The sequence below is a fragment of the Candidatus Thermoplasmatota archaeon genome, assembly GCA_035540375.1.
Taxonomy (GTDB): domain Archaea; phylum Thermoplasmatota; class SW-10-69-26; order JACQPN01; family JAJPHT01; genus DATLGO01.
In genome coordinates this window covers 1-22664 of record DATLGO010000094.1, presented here as the reverse complement: position 1 = coordinate 22664, position 22664 = coordinate 1, and the positions used below count along the sequence as shown (strand labels likewise).

Here is a 22664-nt window from a genome sequence, read left to right as displayed (position 1 = left end):
GTCGAAGCCCCCGCGGAGCCGCCCGCCGAGGCGCCCGCCGCGGAGGCCCCGAAGAAGGGGCTTCTTGCGCGCTTCGGTCTCGGCAAGAAGCAGGAGCAGGCCCCGGCCGAGGGCGAAGGCGCGCCCGCAGGGGAAGCCACGCCCGAAGGCGCCGCCCCCGGCGCGCCTCCGGAGGACGAAGGTCCCGTCGTGAAGATCGAGCCGCCCGCGGAGCCGCACATCCGCGAGGTCGAGGTCTACCCCGTCCAGGAGCCCTACGCGTTCATCCGCATCCTCTACAACGAGCAGGAGCACGCCTACTTCTACGAGGTGCTCGAGCCCACGCTCAACGAGCGCGAGCGCAACGTGCTCGAGTTCCTCGAGGACACGCTCATCGACGTCATCGAGATCGGCCTCAGCGCCCTCAAGGAGGACGAGGCCGCGCAGATGCTCCGCAAGCACGTGGACGCGATCATCTACGACTACAGCGTCGTGCTCACGCCGCTCTCGAAGGAGAAGATCCTTTACTTCATCCTCCGCGACTTCCTCGGCTACGCGAAGCTCGATGCGGTCATGCGCGACGACCTCATCGAGGACATCTCGTGCGACGGGCCGTTCGTGCCCGTCTTCCTGTACCATCGCAAGTACGAGAGCGTGAAGTCGTCGGTCCTCTACGGATCCCACGAAGCGCTCGACTCCTTCGTGATCCAGATCGCGCAGCGGTCCGGCAAGCACATCTCGATCGCCGAGCCCCTGCTCGACGCCACGATGCCCGACGGATCCCGTCTGAACGCGACGCTCTCGGACGAGGTGACGTCCAACGGCTCGACGTTCACGATCCGAAAGTTCCGCGAGGACCCCTTCACGCCCGCCGACCTCGTGCGCTTCGGCACGATGAGCGCGGACATCCTCGCGTACTGGTGGCTCGCGGTGCAGAACGGCGCCTCCGCCATCTACGCCGGCGGCACGGCGTCGGGCAAGACGACGTCGCTCAACGCGATCCTTCTCTTCATCCCGCCCCAGATGAAGATCGTGTCGATCGAGGACACGCGCGAGATCAACATCCCGCACGAGAACTGGATCGCGGGCGTCACGCGCTCGGGCTTCGGGCCGCGCGACAACAATGGCCGGCAGGCGGGCGAGATCGACATGTTCACGCTCCTCAAGGCCGCCCTCAGGCAGCGCCCCGAATACATCCTGGTCGGCGAGGTCCGCGGCCAGGAGGCGTACGCGCTCTTCCAGGCCATGGCGACGGGCCACACGGCGTACGGCACCATGCACGCGGACTCCGTCGAGTCGGTCATCCACCGTCTCGAATCCGAGCCTCTTTCGATCCCCCGATCGATGCTCGAGGCACTCGACGTCGTGTCCGTCCAGATCCAGACGAGGATCGGCGACAAGCGCGTCCGCCGCACGAAGGAGCTCGTCGAGATCGTCGGTCTCGACCCGCACACGCGCGAGATCCTCACGAACGAGGTCTTCTCCTGGAACCCGGCGCGCGACGAGTTCGAGTTCACGAACGTCTCGTACGTGCTCGAGCGCATCCAGATGGAGCGCAACCTCACCGAGGCGCAGATGAAGGAGGAGTTCGCGCGCCGCAAGGAGATCATCGAGATCCTCGTGAAGCACGGCATCCGCGACTACAAGGAGGTCGGCCTCATCATCGCGCACTACTACAAGGAGCCCGAGGTCACCCTCGAGAAGCTCCGCAAGCGCGCCGAGGAGGCCCAGAAGGCCGCCGAGCGCGCCGCGGCCGAGGCCGCCGCGGCCGCCGCCGCCGCGGCCGAGGGCGCGCCGCCGGCCGAGGGCGCCCCGGAGGAGGGCGCGGAAGGCCCGCACGACGCCGGGGCCCCGGCGGACCCGGAGGCGCCGGCCGAGGACGAGGCCGCCGCGATGGAGCGCGAGCTCGCGGAAGCGCGCCGCGCGTTCGAGGCCGAGGGCGAAGAGGAGGAGGCCCGGCATGGCCCTTAACGAGTTCCAGCGCGCGGCGTACAAGGTCATGGGCGGCACGGTCATCCGCTCCATGAACCTCACGAAGCTCGAGGACGACCTGCGCAAGGCGAGGCTCGGCGTCCGCGCCGAGGCCTACGTGTCCCACGGGCTTCTCCTCGCCATCATCACGGGGCTCTTCGGGCTCGTCATGGGCCTCGGTCTCTGGTTCGTGGTCCTTCCCCTCGCGTTCCCGGGCGCGCCGCCCTTCCTCGCGGTCGTCGTCCTCATCGTCCCCCTCCTCATGGGCGGCACGACGTACGCCGTCATGGTGGGCACGCCGTCGGGCAAGGCCAAGCAGCGCGCGAAGGACATCGACATGCGCCTTCCGTACGCCCTGAACTACATCGCGGCCATGGCGTCCGCGGGCGTCAACATGGACGTCGTGTTCAAGAGCCTCGCCGAGCAGAAGATCTACGGCGAGGTGGCGAAGGAATCCGAGTGGATCTACCGCGACATGGCCTACTTCGGCCGCGACGCCGTGACGGCGATGAAGCGCGCGATCCGCCGGACGCCCTCCGACAAGTTCGCGGAGTTCCTCCAGGGCGCGATCACCACGCTCACGTCGGGCGGCGACCTCCAGCACTACTTCACCTCGAAGGCCCAGCGCTACATGTGGGAGAACCGCCAGGACCAGAAGCAGTTCGTCGACATGATGGGCCTCATGGCCGAGACGTACGTCACGGCCTGCGTCGCGGGCCCGCTCTTCCTCATCGTCATGATGGCGATCATGGGCATGATCGGCGGCCAGGGGCCCGCGCAGCTCTACCTCGTCATCTACCTGCTCCTCCCCGTCGCGAACGCGGGCTTCGCCTTCGCGCTCAAGAACATGACTCCGGAGGTGTGAAGCGGTGAGGTTCGAGGCCCGGCACCTGTCCTTCGCGGCCCTCGCGCTCGCGGCCCTTTCGGCCGCGCTCGCGATTCCCGCCGCGACGCGGCCGTTCGTCGCGCTCGCGCTCCTCCTCACGGTGGGCGCCGCCGTCGCCTCGGCGATGCTTCTCAGGGCCCGCCCGCCCGCGGTTCCCGACGAGCCCGAGGACGACGACGCGCGCTTTAGCCGCGAGGTCCGCCTCCACGTCTTCAGCGCCATCGCGACGTTCGTCGTCCTCCTCTTCGCGCTCGTCGACATCGTCGCGGCGATCGCGGGCGCGGGATTCGTCACCCTCTTCGCGGGGCCGGTCCTCGCGATCTACCCCATCATCCTCGCCGTGGTCGCGACGATCCCCGCGATCGCCGGCTTCTTCGCGACGCGCGAGCCGCGCTCGATGGGCGCGATGCCCTCCGGAGCGCGTCTCTACGCCGCCTGGGCCCTCCTCGGGCTCACCGGGCTGAGCCTCCTCCTCGGCGCGCTCATCGGCCTCGGCATCCTCGATGCCGCCGGCATGGGCTTCATCAAGGCCGAGCGCGCGCCCTTCGTGAGCACCGTCGGCGTCGTCACCGGGGGCCTCTTTGCGCTCCACTGGCTCGGCTTCCCCGGATGGGGCCGCGTCATCCACTGGATGGAGGCCGAGGAGCGCATCCGACGCAGCAACGTCACGCGCCAGATGGTCATCGGGTTCGTCGCGCTCTCGGGCGTCCTGATCGTGGCCTCGCTCGTCGCGAGCTTCGCGTTCCCGGACACCATGCATCGGGTCTGGCTCCTCGGCTTCGCCATGCTCGCGCTCATTCCGGCGACCTTCAGCGTCGGCATCAGCCACGTCGTCCTGAAGCTCGAGGTGGGCCTCGGCGACATCGAGGACGTCCGGAAGAAGCGGCGCGTCATCCTGCAGTCCCTTTCGGTCGGGCTCACGGTGACCGCGGCGGCGCTCGGCGTCATCACCTTCCTCGCGTTCCTCGCCCAGGCGGGCGGCGCCGCGCTCTTCCGCAGCCTGCTCGAGGTCTACACGTCCCCGACGCTCTATCCGTTCATCCTCACGCTCGCCCTCGTCCCCCTACTCCTCACCCTCGTCACGAGGACGCGCGTGCAGACGGAGGTCCAGTACACGGACCGGAAGAAGGCGCTCTCGGTGTGGTTCTCCACGCTCTCGATCGTCCTCATCTTCTTCGGCGTGTTCGCGGGGTCAGGCCTCGCCTCGGGCAAGGGCATCAGCGAGGAGAACGCCGTCCTCGTCCTTTCGCTCGCCACCATCGTCCTCTCCGTGCTCGTGAAGACGCGCGCCCTTCTCCCGGGCGTCGTCCAGATGATCCTGGAGGCGATCAAGAGGACGGAGAACGCGAACGAGGAGCTCGCGGAGGACATCCGCAAGCGCATGATGGCGACGTACGTCGGCGGCCTCGTGTTCGTGCTCGCCTTCGTCGGCTTCGTCGCGATGCAGGCGACCGGGGTCGTGAAGATGGAGAAGGGACCCCAGACGGACCTCGTCTTCTTCCTCTTCCTCTTCGTCGGGCTCGGCGTCCTCATCGTCGTCGGCATGCGGTACTTCCAGGGCGTCAACATCGACCCGCGCTGGAAGAAGGCGACCGACCAGGAGATCGGCAAGAAGCGTCTCACCTCCGAGCAGATGAACCGTTACCTCGTGCTCGGCGTGAGCATGACGCTCGCGGGCATCCTGTTCGTCCTCGGCCTCCTCGTCCAGTTCGGTCTTGTGACGCAGCTCGGGCCCCTCGCCATCGGCTCGAAGTACGCGACCGACTTCTTCGTCTTCGCCATCCTCCTCGGGCTCGGCCCCTACGGATTCTACCACAACCGCGAGATGGCGCGCATCCGCGCGATCGACCAGAAGTTTCCCGAATTCCTGCGCGACCTCGCGGAGAGCCAGCGCTCGGGCATGACCCTCACGGAAGCCGTCATCACCGCGTCCAAGGGCTCCTACGGCGCGCTCACGCCCGACATCAAGCGCATGGCGAGCCAGATCGAATGGGGCATCTCGTTCGAGGAGGCTCTGAAGCGCTTCGCGAAGCGCGTGCGCACGCCCCTCATCGAGCGCACGGTTTCGCTCGTCGTCCAGGCGTCGAAGGCCGGCGGCAACGTCGTGGACGTCCTCGCGGCCGCGGCCGACGACAGCCGCGAGATCCAGATGATCCTCAAGGAGCGCAAGAGCTCCATGAGCATCTACGTCATGATCATCTACATCGCGTTCTTCGTGTTCATCGGCGTCATCGGCGTCCTGAACGCGCAGTTCATCCCCGAGGTGTCGCGCGCCGTGAAGGGCGCCTCCGGCGTCACGATCGGCGGGCTCACGTTCCGCGCCTTCGACGAGGAGGTCTTCAAGACGCTCTTCTTCCACGGCGCCATCGTGCAGGGCCTCGGCGGCGGCATCGTCGCGGGCGTGATGGAGGGCGGGAAGCCCATCTCCGGCCTGAAGCACGCCTTCGTCATGATCACGATCGCCTACGTCGTGTTCCGTCTCGTCATCGGGTGATCGCGATGTGGCGACGCGACGATCGCGGACAGATGCTCCTCCTCGCGGGGTTCGTCCTCGTCCTCGCGTTCGTCGTCACCGCGTTGACGCTCTCGCAGGTGGCGGACCTCGAGAAGCGCGCGACCGAGGACGCGGGCGGCGCGCTCGTCTCGGAGTACCGATTCATGCACGACCGCGTCGGCGGGACGCTCCAGGGGGCCGTCGGGCTCTCGACCGACAACGACACCCTCCGTGACATCTTCGCGAGCGTGGTCGCGACGTTCAAGAACATCGAGCACGAGAAGGGCTACGACGTGAGCATCGTCCTCGCCGGGGACGACGCCGGGGTCTCCCGTGACGAGGATTTCTTCGTCGACCTCGCGACGGGCCGCTTCAAGGCCGGGACCGAGTCGTGGGACGGCGCGACCGACTACTCGAACGTCCGATACGACCTCGTGAACGACGGCATCCTGTGGACCAAGGCGGGCCGCTGCTCGACGGTCGCGAACGGATGCGTCTCCGGGGTCGTGGTGCGGATCTTCCTCTCGGACGGGGTGAGCACGATGGACGAATCCGTCGTGTACGCCGTGAACGTGGCCCCGTGATCAGACGAGCTTCGCGCCCTCGACGAGGAGCCGGTCCGCGGTGAACGCCACGAACGTGGAGAGGACCTGGCCGGTGTAGATGTCCTTCCGCTCGCAGACGCGGTCGTCCATCTGGAGACCCGGCTGCGTGTTGGCCTCCTCCCAGACGCTGATCCAGTAGGGGTGGAAGAAGAGGTAGTAGTCGCCCGTCGTGTCGCCGACGACCTTCATGTCGTCGTCGATGCCGTAGGCGTACGTGGTCTGGGTCGCGCCGCCCTGGCAGACGGTCGTGTAGTTCGGTGCCGTGTCCCCCGCCTGGGACAGGGCGAGGGGGGCCGCGAGGGCGAGGACGACGAGGATCGTGAGGGCAACGTGCCGCATGCCATTCCTTCCGCGGCTGCAGGCGGACGGGGATACCAAAACGGTTGTGGTCCGCCGTCGGTTCGACCCGCCCCGGCGGGGGTGTCCGCTCTCCCCGGAGCGACCCCTTCAAATACCCCCCGCGAGAGAGCCCGGGACGGTTGCTCGGCCGGCGGACGCTTTCGCTCGGTGGCCGCGACGGCGGTCACGTCCAGGTCCTCGAGGCGGTGCTCATCGGGCTCGTGATGTTCACGGCCGTGAGCTTCGTGCTCACCTACAGCCTCCCGACCAGCGAGACGGCGCCCACCCGCAATCGCCTCGAGAATGCGGGCGTGGATGCGCTGAACGTCCTCTACGAATATCCGCTCGCGGACGCCCGCTATGGCAACAACACCCTGAGCAAGCTCATCGCCGACGCGCTCTCGGGGGACTGCTCGGGTCTCGACGCACGCTTCAAGGCCTTCCTTCCCGCGGGCACGCTCTACAACCTCTACATGTCCAACGGCTACGGCGCGACGCCTCTTTGCATCAAGGGCAGCCCCGAGGGCGAAACCGCGACCGCGACCCATCTCATCGAGCCCAAGTGGTCCTTCACGTTCTACGAGACGGCCGTCGACTACCACGATCCCGCCCGCAGCCACATGCGCGTCTATGCGCTCCCCGTCTACAACTCGAACCTCGTTCCCGCCGGCGGCGTCCCCGTCGAGATCACCGTCCGCGGCGTCTACGAGGGCCTCCCCGTCACCTTCCGCACGGCCGGATCCACGTACCAGGGCGACGCATCCTACACGTCGGCCATCCCGTCCGTGGACATGAAGCTCCTCGACGAGAGCCTCGGCATCGACGCGGGCTACCTCGACCTGGAGCCCGTCTTCAAGTCCGGGCCGGCCTACTCGGAGGATCCCGCGACCGTGAAGCTCGAGGTGGAGAACCGCTCGCCCAACGCGCCTTTGCCGGCGGGCACGCAGCTCACGATCCAGGTCCCTCGTGGCTTCACCGCCGTCGCGGACTACGATACGAACATCGTCGAGGGCTGGCACGTCACGGGCAACGTCACGTCGCCCAACGCGGGCGGCCAGGTCACGGCGACGCTCCTTTCGAGCGTCACGGGCGCGCCGCGCGTGTTCACGCTCACGCTGGGCTATCCGGGGCCGGGCGACCTTCTCGATTTCTACCTCTTCTCGGCGCGCCTCTCGAAGGGGGCGTACTCGTCGCTCGATTTCGTCGTCAAGGCCGACAGCCACGCGAGCGCTCCGACGGCGGTGCCGCTTCTTGCCGCGGGCGTCCCGAAGCCCATGGGCGTCGTCAACCCCTCGACGTGGCCCCTGGTCCTCACGAATCCGTTCGCGAGCCCGCTCTACATCCGGGAAATCGAGTTCCGGCAGCCGGACGGCTATCCGATCTTCCACAAGTCGACGACGACGTCGGATCTCTCGTGCGGCAACTGGCTTCACGCGAACGTGTTCGGCCCGCAGGTCGCCTTCTCGGCCATCACGTGGCGCTGGGAGCCGACCGGCTTCCTGCCGTGGGACGACTGCGCGAACGGCAAGATCGTGCCCCCGGGTGAGGCCTTCCGCACGACGCTCGAGGCGTTCGGCACCGGAACCCTCACTCCGAGGAGCCCCGAGGATCCCCTCCCGGTCCCCATCTCGTTCGACGGCCACTCGACGAAGCTCTGGACGAACCTCGACCCGATGTTCTACCAGGGCCTCGTGCCGCCGCGCGGGAGCGTCGTGAACGGCATGAACGCCGCGCGCCAAGGCTACGACTTCGACGCGAACAACCTCCGCGTCCCCGAGGCCTTCTCGGGCGCCGCGCGCTTCCGCGAAGCCTTCCTCACAGGCAACTGGACGTACACGTCCGAGATCATCCCCACGCTCGAGGAGGCGCTCGCGACCGGCAGCATCAACATCTCGAAGCGGCGCATCGCCGTCGGCGAATCGATCGACATCACGCCGGACGTCCGCAGCCTCATCCACTCGCTCTCGAAGAAGAACAGCGTCGCGAACGTGACGACGCGCATCTACGGCCCGTTCTCGATCGAGCACCACAAGGCCATCTACACGGACTACAACGATCCCACCGCCCTCGTGAACGGCTCCGTGAACGCGCTCCTCGCCGACACGGTCGACGACGACGCGACGACGGACGTCATCGTCGGTACGTCGAGCGGCCGCGTCTCCGCGCACGACGGCCTCGATGGGTCCGTCCTCGTCGGGCGCGTCTTCACGGTCGAGACGCTCGCGCAGTTCGCGCAGCAGAAGCAGGCGGCGGAAGTCACGCATCTCGCCGGCATCCCGATCAACGGCAAGCTCCACTACGCGGTCGGGACGGACGAGAAGTCGGCCTACGTCTACGTGCTCGACAAGAACTTCACCGTCGTCCGCCAGTGGACGAAGCCCATCTCGGCCTCCGTCAACTGGATCGACGCGGGCCAGGATCTGAACGGCGACGGCGTGAAGGACGTCGTCGTCACCTTCGACGCGAACCGCATCTACGCTCTGAGCGGCGTCGACTGGACGACGCTCCCGAACTGGCCCGTCATCACGGGCGGCGAGCCCAAGAAGGCCGTGGGCGGCGTCTTCGGCTTCCCGGCCCTTCCGGGCGTCGTGGGGCACACGGGGCTGCACGCGAGCGCCTCCGCGCGCGTCTATTCCCAGGTGACCCCGGACGTGATGGCCCTCTACATGAACCTCGTCAACACCGCGAACTCGGTGTCCACCTCGTTCGGCACCTCGACCCTCGACGCCTACAACCACACGGTCCACCCGAACCACTGGCGCTTCGGCATCCCGTCGGGCGACGTCGCTGCCTACGATCTCACGAGCCTCAACGGCGACAGCGTGACGGACATCATCGTGGGCGGCACGGACGGCATCGTCTACGCGCTCGACGGGCGCCAGGCCGGTCCGCCCGTCTCCGACGTGAGCGTCGTGGGTCCGCCGATGGGCGTGCGCGCGGCGTGGATCGGAGAAGACCTCGGTTGGGCCCTCCTCGAGGACGGGGAGGTCATCTACACGATCGACGGGTGGACCGACATGTTCTACTCGCGCTTCCAGGGCCTCACGCGCAACCCCCTCCCAGGGGCCCGGAACATCTTCTTCAAGGACGTCGCGCACGGGTACGTCGTCGGCGCGCCGAGCCGTATCTACGCCTCGACGGACGGCGGCGCCTCCTTCAATCCCGCGCTCACGGTCACGGTGAAGAACCCCGCCACGGGCCTGCCTTCGGCCGCGGTCTGGAACTTCAACGACATCGCGATCACGGCCGACGGCCACGGCGTCATGGTCGGCAACCGCTGCGTTCTCGTTCTCGATTCGCTCTGCGGCGACGCCGCGATCTTCCACACCGAGACGGCGAACGACTTCACGAAGTGGCGCAAGTACTCGTCCGGCGGCTACGCGAGCGGAGCCCTGAACAGCACGCTCGAGTTCCGCGGCGTCGCGATGCACGGTCCGGGCCGCGGCGTCGCGATCGGCGACCGCGGCGCGATGCGCTGCCTGTCGCCCGCGACGGGCGCGACGAGTTGGCGCACGGTCGTCACCGGCACGACCCGCGACCTCACCGACGTCGCGCTCGTGAACTCGGACCATGCGGTCGCGGTCGGCAAGGGCGGCATCGTCCTGAACATCACGGGCCTCGCGAACTGCACCCCGACGGTGACGAACCTCTCGGCGAAGCTGTCGACGAGCCTCGACCTTGAATCGGTCGCGGTGCGCGGAAGCCGGATCGTGATCGGCGGTCCCGGCCTGCTCTACGAGAGCATCGATCTCGGGCGCAGCTTCGCGCGCCAGCCCGGGCTCGACGCCGACACGTCGATCCGCGCGCTCCACATTCCTTACGAAGGCCGCGCCATCGGCATCGGGGGCAACACCACGGCTCCTGCAACGGGGCTCCACGTCGTCTACATGGGCACGTTCCGGATGCATTCGACGGCCGTGTCCACGAACTACGGCATCCCCGCGGTTCCTCCAGGAAACCGCATCACGCTCGTGAGGCCCGAAACCGTTGTGAGCAACGAGCTCGCGGGCCTCACGAACACGAAGCTCTGGGTGTCCACGAACAACGGGGTCGATTGGATCGAGGCGACGCTCCTCGGCGCGGGGCCGGACAACCTCGGTTACCCGCCCTACGCCCCCGTGGCCATCCCCTGGGAGAAGGCCGGCACGTCGTTCAAGTGGAAGCTCGAGATGTTCATCAACGAGAACTGGACGCACATCGCGCCGTCGGCCAAGTCGTTGAACTTCACCCTCGAATCGAGCCCGGAGGCGACGCCGTGGGCGACGGTTCCGCTCACGGTCGTCCGCGAGAACTTCGCGGACCCGGGCCGGGCGGCGTTCGGCACGAACGTGGTGTGGGACGTGCAGGGACGCATCCGGCCGCAGGTCATCCGCCCCGTCTGGGCCACGCAGGTCACCGGCGAGATCGTGGAGATCGACGCTTCGCGCGACTTCACCGCGGACGGCCAGAAGGACGTCGTGATCGCGACGCGCTACCAGGTCGTCTCGGGTGTCCCGAACCCGCAGCAGCCCGACTACCGGGTGATGCTCCTCGACGGCAAGACGGGCGAGGTCAAATGGAAGACCGGCATGCTCCTCGGGTGGCCGATCGCGATCAAGGTCATCGACGCGAACCTGCAGACGGGCGATTCCGTCCCGGACGTGGTCGCCGTCATGTGGACCCCCACGATGTCCCTCACGTGGGTCTACTACCTGGACGGCGTCGACGGCGATACCCTCACCATGTTCTCATTCGGCGGCGGGGAACGCCCGACCGCCCTCGCGGCGGGCCACCTCGACCGCACGCCCCGCGAGGCGATCGCGTTCGTCGGCACCACGTCCATCAACACCACGGGTCAGACGCGGGCGTTCCGCGAGTCCTCGGCGCTCCTTCCCAACTGGGGCGTCCTCCCGTCCGACGACGGCCTCTATTCGTTCACCTACAAGGTGCCCCTCGGCGCTCCCTACGGTCCCTACGTCATCGAGACGGAAGTGTCCTGGCAGGAGTCCAACCTCGTGCAGGCGGGCCGCGTCTACAACTACTTCATCGTCACGCCGCCCGACGGGCGGCTCCCCGTGAGCCCGGTCTACGACCTCAAGCTCGTCACGTGGTACGAGGATTGGGACCGGAGGTGACGCGTCTGGGACGGCGCGACGCGGCGAACCTCATGGTCCTCGAATCCATCGTCATCGCGCTCCTCATCCTGGGCGCCATGATGTACGTCACCGCGTTCAACCAGTCGACGGAATCCGCGCCCGGCGGACGCCACGTGCTCGAATCCGCCGCCGAGGACTCGCTCGCGGTCCTTTCGGGCCTGACGACGAGCGAGGACGCGTACAACCGCAACATGCTGACAAAGCTCGTGGTGGAGGCGCTCTACGGCCAGTCCGCGAACCTCACGCACAAGCTCGACAACTTCCTCCCGAAAGGCGCCCGCTACAACGTCTGGCTCGACAACGGCTACGCGCCGCGGCTCGTCGTCGGCGACGGCGTGAGCTCGGGCGAGCGCGTGAGCGCGGGGATCCCGTACCAGCCCGCCTGGTCCGTCGCGTTCGTCGCGGCGGATTTCGCGGTCTACTCCGACACCTCGACGAAGATGAACGCGACCGTCCTCCCGGTGCTTGCGGGCAACGCGGTCGCCTACGGGGCGGACTGGCCCCACCCGCACCTCAAGTACGCGAACGGCGTCAAGGTGACGCCGCTCAACGACACGCAAATCCCTTCGGAGCGCCACTCCTACGTCGGTCCCGGCGCCGGCGGGTATCCCACGAGCGGCGCGCTCGTCCTCCAATCCGATGACGCCTTCCCCCACGGCTCGACGGCCCTCCGGGGCAAAGCGACGTGGTCGATCCGCGCCGACAGCTACCTCGACACCTCCTGGGGCGCCTCGCGCGCGGCGCTCAACACGAGCCGCCTCGACATCGCGCGGTGGGACGAGCCCACGGGCGCGTACGTTCCGGGGCGCGTCGTCCCCGTCGGCGGCACGGCGCGTCTCACGTGGGACTTCTCGGACTACGTCGCCGTCCATGCGAACCGGTTCGCGCAGGGCTCGACCAACACGACCGCGATCCGCATCCTCGCGCCGATCCCGATGCTCAACACGACGAACGGCCTCTACTACGTCGCCTACGCGAAGACCTTCGACGGGACGAGCGGCGCGTGGGATCTCGACATCCCCAAGAGCGCGCTTCTCGGCCCTCATCTCGTGGTCGCGGAGCTGAACCACACGCTTGCGGGATCCACCGGGCCCGTCGCGCAGTCGGCGCGCCTCCACGAGCGCCTCGACGTCGCGCTCGAGGGCGGCGTGGTCCCCATCAACCCGGTGTACCGGCTCGTGATCGAGGCCTGGCATCCCGAATGGGAATGACGGCCCCGCCTTGACGGGTGCGACCGCGCCGGTCCCCGATTTTGACGCGCTATAAGCGCGTTGGATCAGACCCTCCGATGCCGCGCGACACCTTCTTGACCCCCTCGCGAGCGAACCCTTCCGTACGTACGGGGGTCCACGCATGGCCAACGGTTTCCGCCGCCGCATCCGCGCCGACGAGCGCGCGCACACGGCGGCCGTCGGATTCGTCGCGAGCATGCTCATCTTCGGGGCGACGTTTGCGGCCGTGGTCCAATTCCAGAACGAGCCTCTCGCCGGCCACGACGCCGAAAGCGAGGACCTCGACGTGAAGGCCCGGCAGGCGCTGGGCCTCATCGTCGCGCAGTCGGGTTCGACCTCGACGGGCCTCGCGGCGTGGCATTCGGACGCCGACCGGCTCCAGCGCTTCGGCCTCGCCTCGGACCCCGCGACGCGTACGCTCGAGTACGGCAAGATCAAGAACCTCCGGAGCTCGAAGCTCACGGAGGACGGGGCGAACGCGATCGCGGACTACCCCGAGGTGCTCCGCGGACTCGGCCTCCAGGGCTACAACATCCACCTCAGGAGCTACCCTGTCCTCCTCTCGATGGAGGACTCCCGCTGGACGGCGCACGCCGACATGCGTCCCGCCTACGTCGCGCAGTACGACGACCCCGTCGCGCCCGCGGACGTCACGCACTCGGTCGTCGCGCAGGCCACGTACGTCGAGCCCGGCGCGACGATCACGAACCGGCACGTGAAGGACGCCATCTACCAGGTCACGTTCGTGCTGAACACGACCGGCCAGCAGAACGCGCAGGTCGTCGAGACCCACTACACGAAGCTCCTCCGCCCCGGCGACACGGACTACGTGTGGACGCGCTATTACCCGATCCAGAGCTGGACGTCCCCCACGACGAGCATCGAGGTCCGCGTCGCGGACTCCTACATGGCGGTCGCGAAGGACACGTCCGGCAACACGATCGGCCAGCGATTCTTCAACGGCGTCTCGATGCCCGCCTCGGGCAACGAGAAGTACAACCTCCTCGTGCACGCGGACGACCAGCACTACGTGAGCGGCGAGACGGTGACGATCCTCGGCGACCACTTCGACAAGGACGGAAAGCGCTCGAACCAGGGGATCCAGGGCCGCCTCACCGTGACCCGCCCGGACGGCACGGTCCACTTCAACGGCACGCTCGACCTCGAGAAGAACAAGCCCGGCAAGTACGAATGCACGACCTGCACGATGGTCGGCAACTGGAGCGTGCTCCTCACGACGACCTCGGGCGCGCGCGGCCAGCGGGACTCGTTCCACGTGAGCGCCGCGGCGATGTTCACGGAGACGAGCGGTCCCGATCCGATCGCGATCACGGAGCAGGGCTACGTGACCGCGATCGCCGGCGGCTCGTTCGACGCGACGCTCTACGATCCCGCGACGAACCCCGGAGGCGACGTCTTCCGCGCCTCCAACGTGCGCGAGTTGCCGGACGTGCTGTCGCGCTACAACATCCTGATCATCGGGAGCAAATTCCGCCAGAGCGCGCTCGAGCCCCACGCCGTGAAGGAAGGCATCGCGAACTGGGTGAACGACACGGGCGGCACCCTCGTCGTGCTCGGATCCGTCGCCCAGAACGCGCAGTGGCTCCAGCCCCTCTACGGCGCGGGCATCCACAACGCGAACGGCGGCGTCTCCGCGCCCGACCCCGGCCACCCCATCCTCCACGCCCCCGAAGGTCTCGCCTACCAGTCCTACAACGACAACGGCAAGGCGTGGCGGCTCAAGCAGGACGACTACTACACGCACGTCCTCTCGAAGGGCGTCGGGAACCAGGGGTCCGAGGACACGCTCGCCGTCTCGAAGCCCGGCGTCTTCGGCGACGGGTCCGTCATCCTGTCGACGTACATGCCGGGGAGCCTCATGACCCCGCAAAGCGACCTCGAGGGCAAAAAGTTCCTCCACAACCTCATGAGCCAGAGCTACACGATGCTCTTCCTCGACTTCGGGCCCGCGATCCCGCCCGGCGTCCCCGTCGGGAGCAGCACCCGCCTCGCCGCCATCCCCCACCCCAGCGTCCCCGGGGCCATCGTCGAGGTCCAGGTCGTCCTCTACGTCTTCCGGTGAGGACCGGCGGCCTTGGGCCCGGGCGCCGTCGGGTGCCGGGTTTCGGGACCGTTCGGGACCGGGTGCCGGGACCGGGACCGGGGTTCGGGACCGGGTGGCGGGCCCGGGCGCCGGGCGTCGGGACCGGGTCCGGGACCGGGTCCGGGCGTCGGGTCCGGGTGCCGGGACCGGGCGCCGGGCGTCGGGTGCCGGGACCGGGACCGGGTGCCGGGCGCCGGGACCGGGTGTCGGGCGCCGGGACCGGGTGCCGGGCCCGGGCGCCGGGAGTCGGGTCCGGGTCCGGGTCCGGGTCCGGGACCGGGTCCGGGCGTCGGGTCCGGGTCCGGACCCGCGGGCGCCCCAGGGCCGGTGACCCCGCCCTTATTAACAGGTCCGGGACAGACCGGGGCCCGGGTGGCCAGGACGGTTCGACGCCTCGACGACGAGGGGGCCGGAACCCTCGTCTCGTTCATCGTCGCGATGGCGGTCTTCACGATCGCGTTCAGCGCGATCGCCGCCACGCTCGCGAACCATGTCGCGCGCGAGGGCGGCACCTCGGGCAGCGCCGCCGATGCCCACGCCTTGGCCTCCGACGCGCTCCGCTTCGTCACGACCCAGCCCGGGCACCCCTCGACGTGGCCCTCGGGGGGCGTCACGCGGCTCGGCTTCCTCAAGCCGGGATCCATCGCGACCCTCGACGGCGCGCGCGTCGTCGCGCTCGCCACCACCTACGGCGACCAGCCGGATTACGTCGAGGCGCGCAAGGCCCTCGGACTTCCGGAGGGACGCAACTTCCGCATCGAGGTCCGCCCCTCGGTCCCGATCCAGCCGAGCGGGTCCATTCCCGCGCTGCAGGACCTCCGGGTCGCCTACGTCGCGAACGGGACCGGCGTCTTCGGCGAGCTCGCCCCGCAGGCGCACGCCGAGATCGCCGCGCTCAAGGCGGCGGGCGTCGTCCTCGACGGTCGCTTCGCCGACGGCGCCCTCGCGACCGCGGGCGACGTCTACACCTCCGAGTTCACGCTCCAGAACCTCGTGTTCCGCCTCGCGGGCCTCGAAGGCTTCCCCGCGCCCTCCATCGCCTCGGCCTGGCAGATGCGCGACAAGAACGCCTTCGCGCCCGCGAACGCGCCGTGGCCCGCCGCCGCTCCGCAGAGCTTCCTCATGTACGCCTCGACCACGACGGCGGACGAATACCGGTACGCCCGCAACGCATGGCCCGGCCTCCTCCGCGTCTCGTCCCTCGATCTTTCCGGGTTCGGGAGCGGCGCGCGGGTCTGGCTGAATTTCACGCATTACATCAAGGCCTCGAGCACGATCGCCGACGGCGCCGGCTTCACGCCGGGCTTCGACGACTACGCGCGCGTTTCGACCTACTGCACGTCCTGCGCGGGGCCGCTCGTCAACTGGGAGATGCAGGGCACCCACCTCCACACGAACGGCTCGCGCGCCGCGCCCGAATCCGCCTCCATCTCGCTCACCCACCTCGTCGGCGACGTCCACGATCTCTCGTTCGATTTCCTGCAGAGCCCCCAGCCGCAGACGAGCGAGGGCGAAGGATGGTTCGTGCACGCCATCACGGTCGAGGCGAGCGAGGCCGGCGTGAAGACCGTCCTCTACTCGAACGCGATGGACTACGACACGACCCGCTACGACGCCCTCGTCGTCGGCACGAACGCCGTTGCGACGCCGAGCGCGGGCGTCCGTCCCCAGTGGCGCGAAGGCCTCGCGCGCTGGATCGAGAAGGGCGGCAACCTCGTGATGCTCGGCGACGCCGAGAAGGATCCGCTCGCCTGGTGGGACGAACTCCTTCCCCACCGCAACGTCGGCACCGTCACGCTGCCCTTCGCGCTGCGCACGACCTACCAGCATCCCATCCTCACGCGGCCCTACGCGCTCGCGACGGGCGGATACGACGCGGCGGCCGCGCCCTGGCCGTGGGCGGACGAGATGCAGGCGTTCCTCACGATGATCGACCCGCTCGACATCTCGAAGCAGCAGCCGGTCGCGGCCGTGACGGGCTACAACGCCGATCCCGCGGGCGCCATCCTCGCGACGAACCTCCGGCCCCTCGACGCGAGCGCCACGCAGCTGCGGCACCTCTTCTCGAACGCGCTCCTGTACCTCACGCACCAGCAGTACTACGTCGACTACGGTCCCGCGGTTCCGCGCGGTGCGGGCGTCGGGAGCGCGACGGGGACGTTCCTCCTCGACGGGCGCGACTCCGGCCTCGGCGTCGTCGAGGCCCAGATCGTGCTCTACGTCTGGTGATCAGCGGATCCCTTCGAGGCCTTCCGCGCCCTCGAACTGCTTCATGAGCCGCCGCTGCATCTTCTTGTTGGAGGCGAGACCCTTCATCGTCTTGCGGCTCGTCTCGTAGTATTTCAGCAGCTCCTTCACCTCGTGCGGATCGACGCCCGACCCGAGCGAGATGCGCTTGATGCGGCTCGCCTTGATGACGCCCGGCTCCTCCATCTCCTCGCGCGTCATGGACGACATGATGATCTTGAACTTCTCGAGCTTCTTCTGGGTCTCTTCCATCTGGGCCTTCGGGATCTTCGCGCGGCCCATGCCCGGGATCATGTCGAGGACCTTCGAGAGCGGCCCCATGCCCGAGAGCATCTCCATCTGGTCCCGCATGTCGAGCAGCGTGAAGCGACCCGACATGATGTTCTTCGCCGTCGCCTCCGCCTTCTCCTCGTCCCCCACGACCTCCTGCGCCTTCTCGAGGAGCGTCTGGATGTCGCCCATGCCGAGGAGGCGGCTGATGAACCGCGCGGGATCGAACTTCTCGAAGTCGTCGACCTTCTCGCCGACGCCGATGAACATCACGGGCGCCTTCGTGACCGAGACCGCGGAGAGCGCGCCGCCGCCCTTGGCCGTGCCGTCGAGCTTGGTGATGATGACGCCCGTCACCTGCACGGCGTCGTGGAACGCCTGCGCCTGCGGACCCGCCTGCTGTCCGACCTGCGCGTCCATCACGAGGAACTTCTCGTCCGGCTTCGCGGCCGCGAAGATCTCCTTCATCTCCTCGATGAGGCCCGCCTCGAGCTTGTCGCGGCCGGCCGTGTCGACGATGATCACGTCCGTCTTGGGCTTGAGCGCCGCGATCGCGCGCGCGACGATGCCCGCCGCGACGCGGCCCGCGACCTGCGCATCCGTCGCGGACTGGCCCTTGTACGCCGACGGCTCGCCGTGGAAGTGGCAGCCCACCTGCTCCGCGAGCGTCTTGAGCTGCTCGTACGCCGCCGGGCGGTGGACGTCCGCCGCGACGAGACCCACGCGCAGGCCCTTCTTCTGGAAGTGCTTCGCGAGCTTGCCGCAGGTCGTCGTCTTGCCCTGGCCGTACAGGCCCACCATCATGATCGTCTGGTGCTTGAGCGGGAGGTCGCGCGGCTTCCCGAGGACGTTCACGAGCTCCTCGTACACGATGCGGACCACGTGCTCGCGGCTCGCCATCCCCGCCGGAGGCTTCTCCGTGAGGGCGCGCTCCTCGATCCGCTTCGTGAGCTGGAGGGCCAGCTTGACGTTGACGTCCGCCTGGAGGAGCGCCCGCTGGATGTCCCGCACGATCTCCTTCACGAGCGTCGCGTCGATCGCCCGAGCGTTCGCGATCTTCTTGAGGGTCGATCGCAGGGAGTCGCCGAGGCCTTCCAGGACCATGCGGCCGGCTAGCGGTTCCTTTCTATAAAGATTCGGGGCGCTTGGGACGCGCGTGGTCGATCTGGAAACCCGCAAGACCCTTCATAGGGGCCGAGCGGTCGACGCCCGACGCGTTCTCCTCGTCGACGTACACGTCCCGGCCGTCCCCGTCGTAGAGGAGACCGAACCCGTAGGTGAGCGCGGGCGAGCCCGAGAGGGACGATCCCGACACGCCGCCGTTCACGCCCTCCTTCCCGGCCTCGTACCGGTCGTCGCCCGAAAGGTCGGCGAGGAATCCCGTCGCGGCGTTGAAGGCGCCGCCGTTCACGCCCCGGTTCTTCGCGGAATACGTATCGTTGCCTTCGGCGTCGAGGAGGAACCCGGCGCCCGTCCCGTGGCCCGCGCCGTTCGTGCCGTTGCCCCGCGCGCGGTAGGTGTCGTTGCCCGCGATGTCGAGGAGGAAGCCGCTTCCGACGTTCGCGCCGCCGTTCGTGCCCGTGTCCCCGCCTTCGTAGACGTCGTTCCCCTCGAGGTCGAGCAGGAACCCGGCGCCACCGCTTCGCGCGCCGCCGTTGCCGCCGTAGCCGGCGGCGAAGTAGCGGTCGTGGCCGGCCGCGTCGAGGAGGAAGCCCGCGCCGAGGTTCGCCCCGCCGTTGATCCCGCAGAGGCGCTTGGTCGGCCCGTAGGTGTCGTTGCCGCCGAAGTCGAGGAGCGCGGCGGGGCGGCCGACGCTGCAGTACGTCGACGCGCTGCTTCCGCCCGCGTTGTTGAGGTAGACGTCGTCCCCGCCCGCGTCCACGAGGAGGGCGAAGTCGGCGGTGTAGGTGTTCGGCTCCGACCCGAGATCGATCGAGAGGACGGTCGGGATCACGAGCGCGGGAGCCTGGGCCGCGGCAGGGTGGGCGGCGACGGCGTCGCGCAGGTCGCGCGCGGCCGCGACGAGGCTCGCGCGCGCCCCGAAGATCCCGCCGAGGTCGAGGTCGGACCCCGCGTGATGGTAGGCGACGAAGGCGGCGAGGGTCCGGGTGAGGGCCCGCGCGACCGGCGCCTCGAGCCCGGCGAGGGTCTCCTCCGCCGCGCGCGCAGCGTCTCGAGCGTCGGCGCCCGTCGCGTCGAGGACGGCCTGCAAGGCCTCGGCGGGGGTGTCGTAGACGGGGACGTCCACGGGCGTGGCCTTGACCCCCACGGCCCCCTCGGCCGCGGCCATGAGGGCGAGCGCGCGGTCGAACGCCGACCCGGACGCCCCGCTCGCCTCGACAAGGGCGTCGAGGGTCGCGGACGTCCGGTCGGGGAGGGCGTGCGCCCCGACGGGGGCAAAGACGAGGGCGACCGCGATCACGAGGGAGGCGAGAGCCGGGAACCCGTGCATGACCGGCGAGGCCCTCGACCGGAGAAGAACCTGCGGGCCCGCCGTCGGGAAGGAGGCCATACGGAGCGGGGGGTTTATCAGGTCGGACCCGCGGTCCCGATCCGTTGACCGCCGTCGCGTTCCAGGGCGAGCCGGGCGCCTACAGCGAGATGGCCGCGCGTCGCTTCTTCGGCGACACGGTCGAGACCGTCCCCTGCCGCACCCTCGCCGACGTCTTCCAGGCGCTCGTCACCGGCCGGGTCGACCGCGCGGTCGCGGCCGTGGAGAACTCCCAGGCGGGCACGATCCACACGACGATCGACCTCCTGCGCAGCCACGACGTGTTCGCGATCGGCGAGACGGTGGTGCCGGTGCGTCATGCCCTCATGGCGCCGGCCGGCCTTGCGCTCGTGGACGTCCGGCGCGTCCTCTCCCACGCAAGCGCGCTCGACCAGTGCGCCGCGTTCATCGAGGCGCGCGGGCTCGAGGCCGTCGCGGTCTACGATACGGCAGGCGCGGCGAAGCTCGTCGCCGAGGAGCGACGCCCCGGGGACGCCGCGATCGCCTCCGTCGCGGCGGCCGCGCGTTACGGGCTTGCGATCCTCGCGGAGGACGTCCAGACGATCCAGGACAACCGCACGCGTTTCCTCGCCCTCGGCCGCGCCCCCGCGCCCCGCTCCGACGGATCCGCGAAGACCGTGCTCGTCTTCGCGACGGACCACCGGCCCGGCGCGCTGCACGAGGCGCTCGGCGCGCTCGCGCGGCGAAGGCTGAACCTGCTCAAGCTCGAAAGCCGACCGTCGCGGCAGCGTCCGTGGGAGTACGTGTTCCACGTCGACTTCGAAGGCCATCGCGACGATCCGAGCGTGCGCGAGGCGCTCGCGGATCTCGCGCGCCTCACGACGTTCCTCAAGGTGCTCGGAAGCTTCGCGCGCAACGATTGAGCGTCACGCGGGAACGAGGTTCAGGAGCAGGACCCAAAGCGCGAGCCCCGTCGTGAACAACAGGAAGCCCTGGCCGAGCATCGACTTCCAGTTCGTGAGCTCCTCGGGGACGTTGCGCGCCTGCAGGATCGGGCGGATCGCGAAGACGGAGGCGCCGAGGACGACGAGGCCGAGCAGCCACGCGCCGCCGAAGCGGTGCGCGAGGAACGCGAGCACCCCCGCGAGGAGCCCGAGCCCGGCGACGAGGAACGAGATGCGCGCCGCGCCGATCTCGCGCCGCATGAACGCGGCCTCGTCGAAGCGGATGCTCGCGAAGTCGAAGGCTGTCGCCTCGCCCTCTTCCTTGTCCTCGCGCTTCGGTTTGGCCACGCGCGCGGAAAGGGTATCGGGTTGAAGAACCTTCGGGCCGCCCGGCCGGGGAGGCGCGCGTCGCGCGGGGGCGCGCTTTCGAGCGACGGGCCGGTCAGAGCCCTCATGCGGGGCCCCCGGCCGACCGCCCTGACATGGCGCAGAAGCGAGGCAAGGGCGAACCCATGACCCTCTCGGACGCCGGACGCCTGGGCGGCGAGAAGCGGAAGCGCGAGCTCGGGGCCGAAGGCTATTCCAAGCTGGGTCAGAAGGGCGGAGAAGCGGTCAAGCGGAAGTACGGGCCCGATTTCTACTCGAAGATCGGCCACAAGGGCGGCGAGGTCCGCAAGGAGCAGCTCGGCACCGAGGGCTACGCGAAGCTCGGCCACAAGGGCGGCGAGAGCGTGAAGGAGCACTACGGGCCGGAGCACTTCTCGGAGATCGGCCGCAAGGGCGGCGAGACGGTCGCGCGCACGAAGGGGCCGGAGTTCTATTCGGAGATCGGCCGCAAGGGCGGCGAGGCGCGCGTCGAGCAGTCCCGCCGCGCCGAGGCGGCGCCTCCGCGGGCCGAAGCAGAGACCGCGGCGGAGGAAGAGGAGAAACCGCGCGAGGCCGAAGAGGAACCGTGATCACGCGGACGCGCCGCGGCGCAGCGGCTCGCAACCCTCGCAGTCGGAGTCCGCCGCCTCGACCTCGAGCGTGAGGTGCTCCAGGCGGTACTTCGGGGCGACGTCGCGGCGAATCCGGGCCGTGATCTCGGGTCCCCGCGCAGGGTCGTCCACCACCACGTGCGCGCTCATCGTGTCGACGCCCGCGGTGAGGCTCCAGACGTGCAGGTCGTGGACCTGGATCACGCCGGGAATCGCCGTGAGGTCCGCGCGCAGCCGGTTGGGGTCGACGCGGGCGGGCGCGCCCTCGAGGAGGATGTGGAGCGTCTCCCGCGTCAGTCGCAGCGCCCAGCGCACGATGAGGAAGGTCACGAAGAGCGTGATCGCCGGGTCGGCCCACGTCCACCCCTGGAACTTCACCGCGAGGCCCGCGACGACCGCGGCCGCGGAGCCCACGGCGTCGGAGAGGATGTGCAGCCTCGCGCCTTCGACGTTCAGGTTCGCGTGCGCCCCGCGCGAGAGGAAGAGCGCCATGCCCCCGTTCGCGACGAGCGTCACGAGGCCCACCGCGATGACGATGTCGCCGTCCACCTCGCCGGGCTCGAGGAGCCGGCGGGCGGCCTCGACGACGAGGACGGCCGAGATGACCCAGAGCCCGAGCGCGTTCACGAACGCGGCCACGATCTCGCTGCGCCGATAACCGAATGTCTTCTCGGCGGTCGCGGGACGCGCGGCGACGCTCACCGCGTACGCGGCGAGGAGGAGCGCCGCGAAATCGGTGGACGCGTGTCCCGCGTCGGAAAGGAGGACGAGCGAGTTCGCGAGGAACCCGGCCGCGGCCTCGATGACGATGATGAGGCCGGCGACGGTCGCGACAATCGCGAGCCGGCGGCGGTTCGACGCGACGTCGTCCGCGCGCGCGCCGTGGTCGTGGCCGTGGCCGTGCGCGCTCACGCGAGGCCATCGTCGCTCGTGGGCCTTAAGGGGCGCGGGTTCGACCGCCCAACCGGACCCGGACCCGACCCGGACCCGGACCCGACGCCCGGACCCGGACCCGGTCCCGGACCCGAC

General features: G+C 69.3%; 15 protein-coding genes. 10 read left to right on the top strand and 5 right to left on the bottom strand.

Features of this window, described 5'->3' with window-relative positions:
• From VM889_10900 to VM889_10885, 4 genes are all read left to right on the top strand, one after another.
• Positions 1–1950, top strand: a 1950-nt coding sequence (locus VM889_10900) for a type II/IV secretion system ATPase subunit (protein ID HVL49055.1), incomplete at its 5' end; no start/stop codon positions are given.
• The gene (locus VM889_10895) at positions 1940–2815 is read left to right on the top strand and encodes a type II secretion system F family protein (protein ID HVL49054.1); all 876 of its coding nucleotides are present in this window, start codon (positions 1940–1942) and stop codon (positions 2813–2815) included. The genes VM889_10900 and VM889_10895, both read left to right, overlap by 11 nt.
• Positions 2816–2819: 4 nt before the next feature.
• Positions 2820–5330, top strand: a complete 2511-nt coding sequence (locus VM889_10890) for a type II secretion system F family protein (protein HVL49053.1) — start codon at positions 2820–2822, stop codon at positions 5328–5330.
• 32 nt (positions 5331–5362) lie between these two features.
• Complete coding sequence (locus tag VM889_10885) at positions 5363–5914, top strand: hypothetical protein (protein HVL49052.1); 552 nt, start codon at positions 5363–5365, stop codon at positions 5912–5914.
• Here the strand turns inward: VM889_10885 and VM889_10880 are convergent, their stop codons facing one another.
• On the bottom strand, positions 5915–6274 hold the full coding sequence (locus VM889_10880) for a hypothetical protein (GenBank protein HVL49051.1): 360 nt from the start codon (positions 6272–6274) through the stop codon (positions 5915–5917). It abuts the gene before it with no gap.
• Between the two features lie 140 nt (positions 6275–6414).
• Here VM889_10880 and VM889_10875 point away from each other — a divergent pair, with 140 nt between their 5' ends.
• The 4 genes from VM889_10875 (at position 6415) to VM889_10860 (ending at position 16974) form a co-directional block, all read left to right on the top strand.
• Positions 6415–11388 carry a hypothetical protein gene (locus VM889_10875; GenBank protein ID HVL49050.1) on the top strand — a complete coding sequence of 1658 codons (4974 nt, stop codon included), beginning with the start codon at positions 6415–6417 and terminating at the stop codon, positions 11386–11388.
• On the top strand, positions 11385–12620 hold the full coding sequence (locus tag VM889_10870; protein ID HVL49049.1) for a hypothetical protein: 1236 nt from the start codon (positions 11385–11387) through the stop codon (positions 12618–12620). Before VM889_10875 ends, VM889_10870 begins: the two co-directional genes overlap by 4 nt.
• Positions 12621–12762: 142 nt before the next feature.
• On the top strand, positions 12763–14724 hold the full coding sequence (locus VM889_10865; protein HVL49048.1) for a hypothetical protein: 1962 nt from the start codon (positions 12763–12765) through the stop codon (positions 14722–14724).
• A gap of 393 nt (positions 14725–15117) precedes the next feature.
• Positions 15118–16974 carry a hypothetical protein gene (locus VM889_10860; GenBank protein ID HVL49047.1) on the top strand — a complete coding sequence of 619 codons (1857 nt, stop codon included), beginning with the start codon at positions 15118–15120 and terminating at the stop codon, positions 16972–16974.
• Here VM889_10860 and VM889_10855 read toward each other — a convergent pair whose 3' ends face one another.
• A complete protein-coding gene (locus VM889_10855; protein ID HVL49046.1) occupies positions 16975–18366 on the bottom strand; it encodes a signal recognition particle protein Srp54 in 1392 nt (463 codons plus the stop codon).
• 22 nt (positions 18367–18388) lie between these two features.
• Entirely contained in the window at positions 18389–19714 is a 1326-nt protein-coding gene (locus VM889_10850; GenBank protein HVL49045.1) for a hypothetical protein, read from the bottom strand.
• A gap of 104 nt (positions 19715–19818) precedes the next feature.
• Between VM889_10850 and pheA the strand changes: the two genes are divergently transcribed.
• Positions 19819–20637 (top strand): prephenate dehydratase, encoded by an 819-nt coding sequence (pheA, locus tag VM889_10845; GenBank protein HVL49044.1) that lies wholly within the window; start codon positions 19819–19821, stop codon positions 20635–20637.
• Between the two features lie 3 nt (positions 20638–20640).
• On the opposite strand, the gene VM889_10840 is transcribed toward pheA, so the two are convergent.
• The gene (locus tag VM889_10840) at positions 20641–21006 is read right to left on the bottom strand and encodes a hypothetical protein (GenBank protein HVL49043.1); all 366 of its coding nucleotides are present in this window, start codon (positions 21004–21006) and stop codon (positions 20641–20643) included.
• 134 nt (positions 21007–21140) lie between these two features.
• Between VM889_10840 and VM889_10835 the strand changes: the two genes are divergently transcribed.
• Positions 21141–21614, top strand: coding sequence for a KGG domain-containing protein (locus tag VM889_10835; GenBank protein HVL49042.1), 474 nt, complete (start codon positions 21141–21143; stop codon positions 21612–21614).
• Here the strand turns inward: VM889_10835 and VM889_10830 are convergent, their stop codons facing one another.
• Positions 21615–22547: a cation diffusion facilitator family transporter gene (locus VM889_10830; GenBank protein ID HVL49041.1), complete on the bottom strand. Its 933-nt coding sequence runs from the start codon at positions 22545–22547 to the stop codon at positions 21615–21617.
• Positions 22548–22664 lie beyond the last annotated feature (117 nt).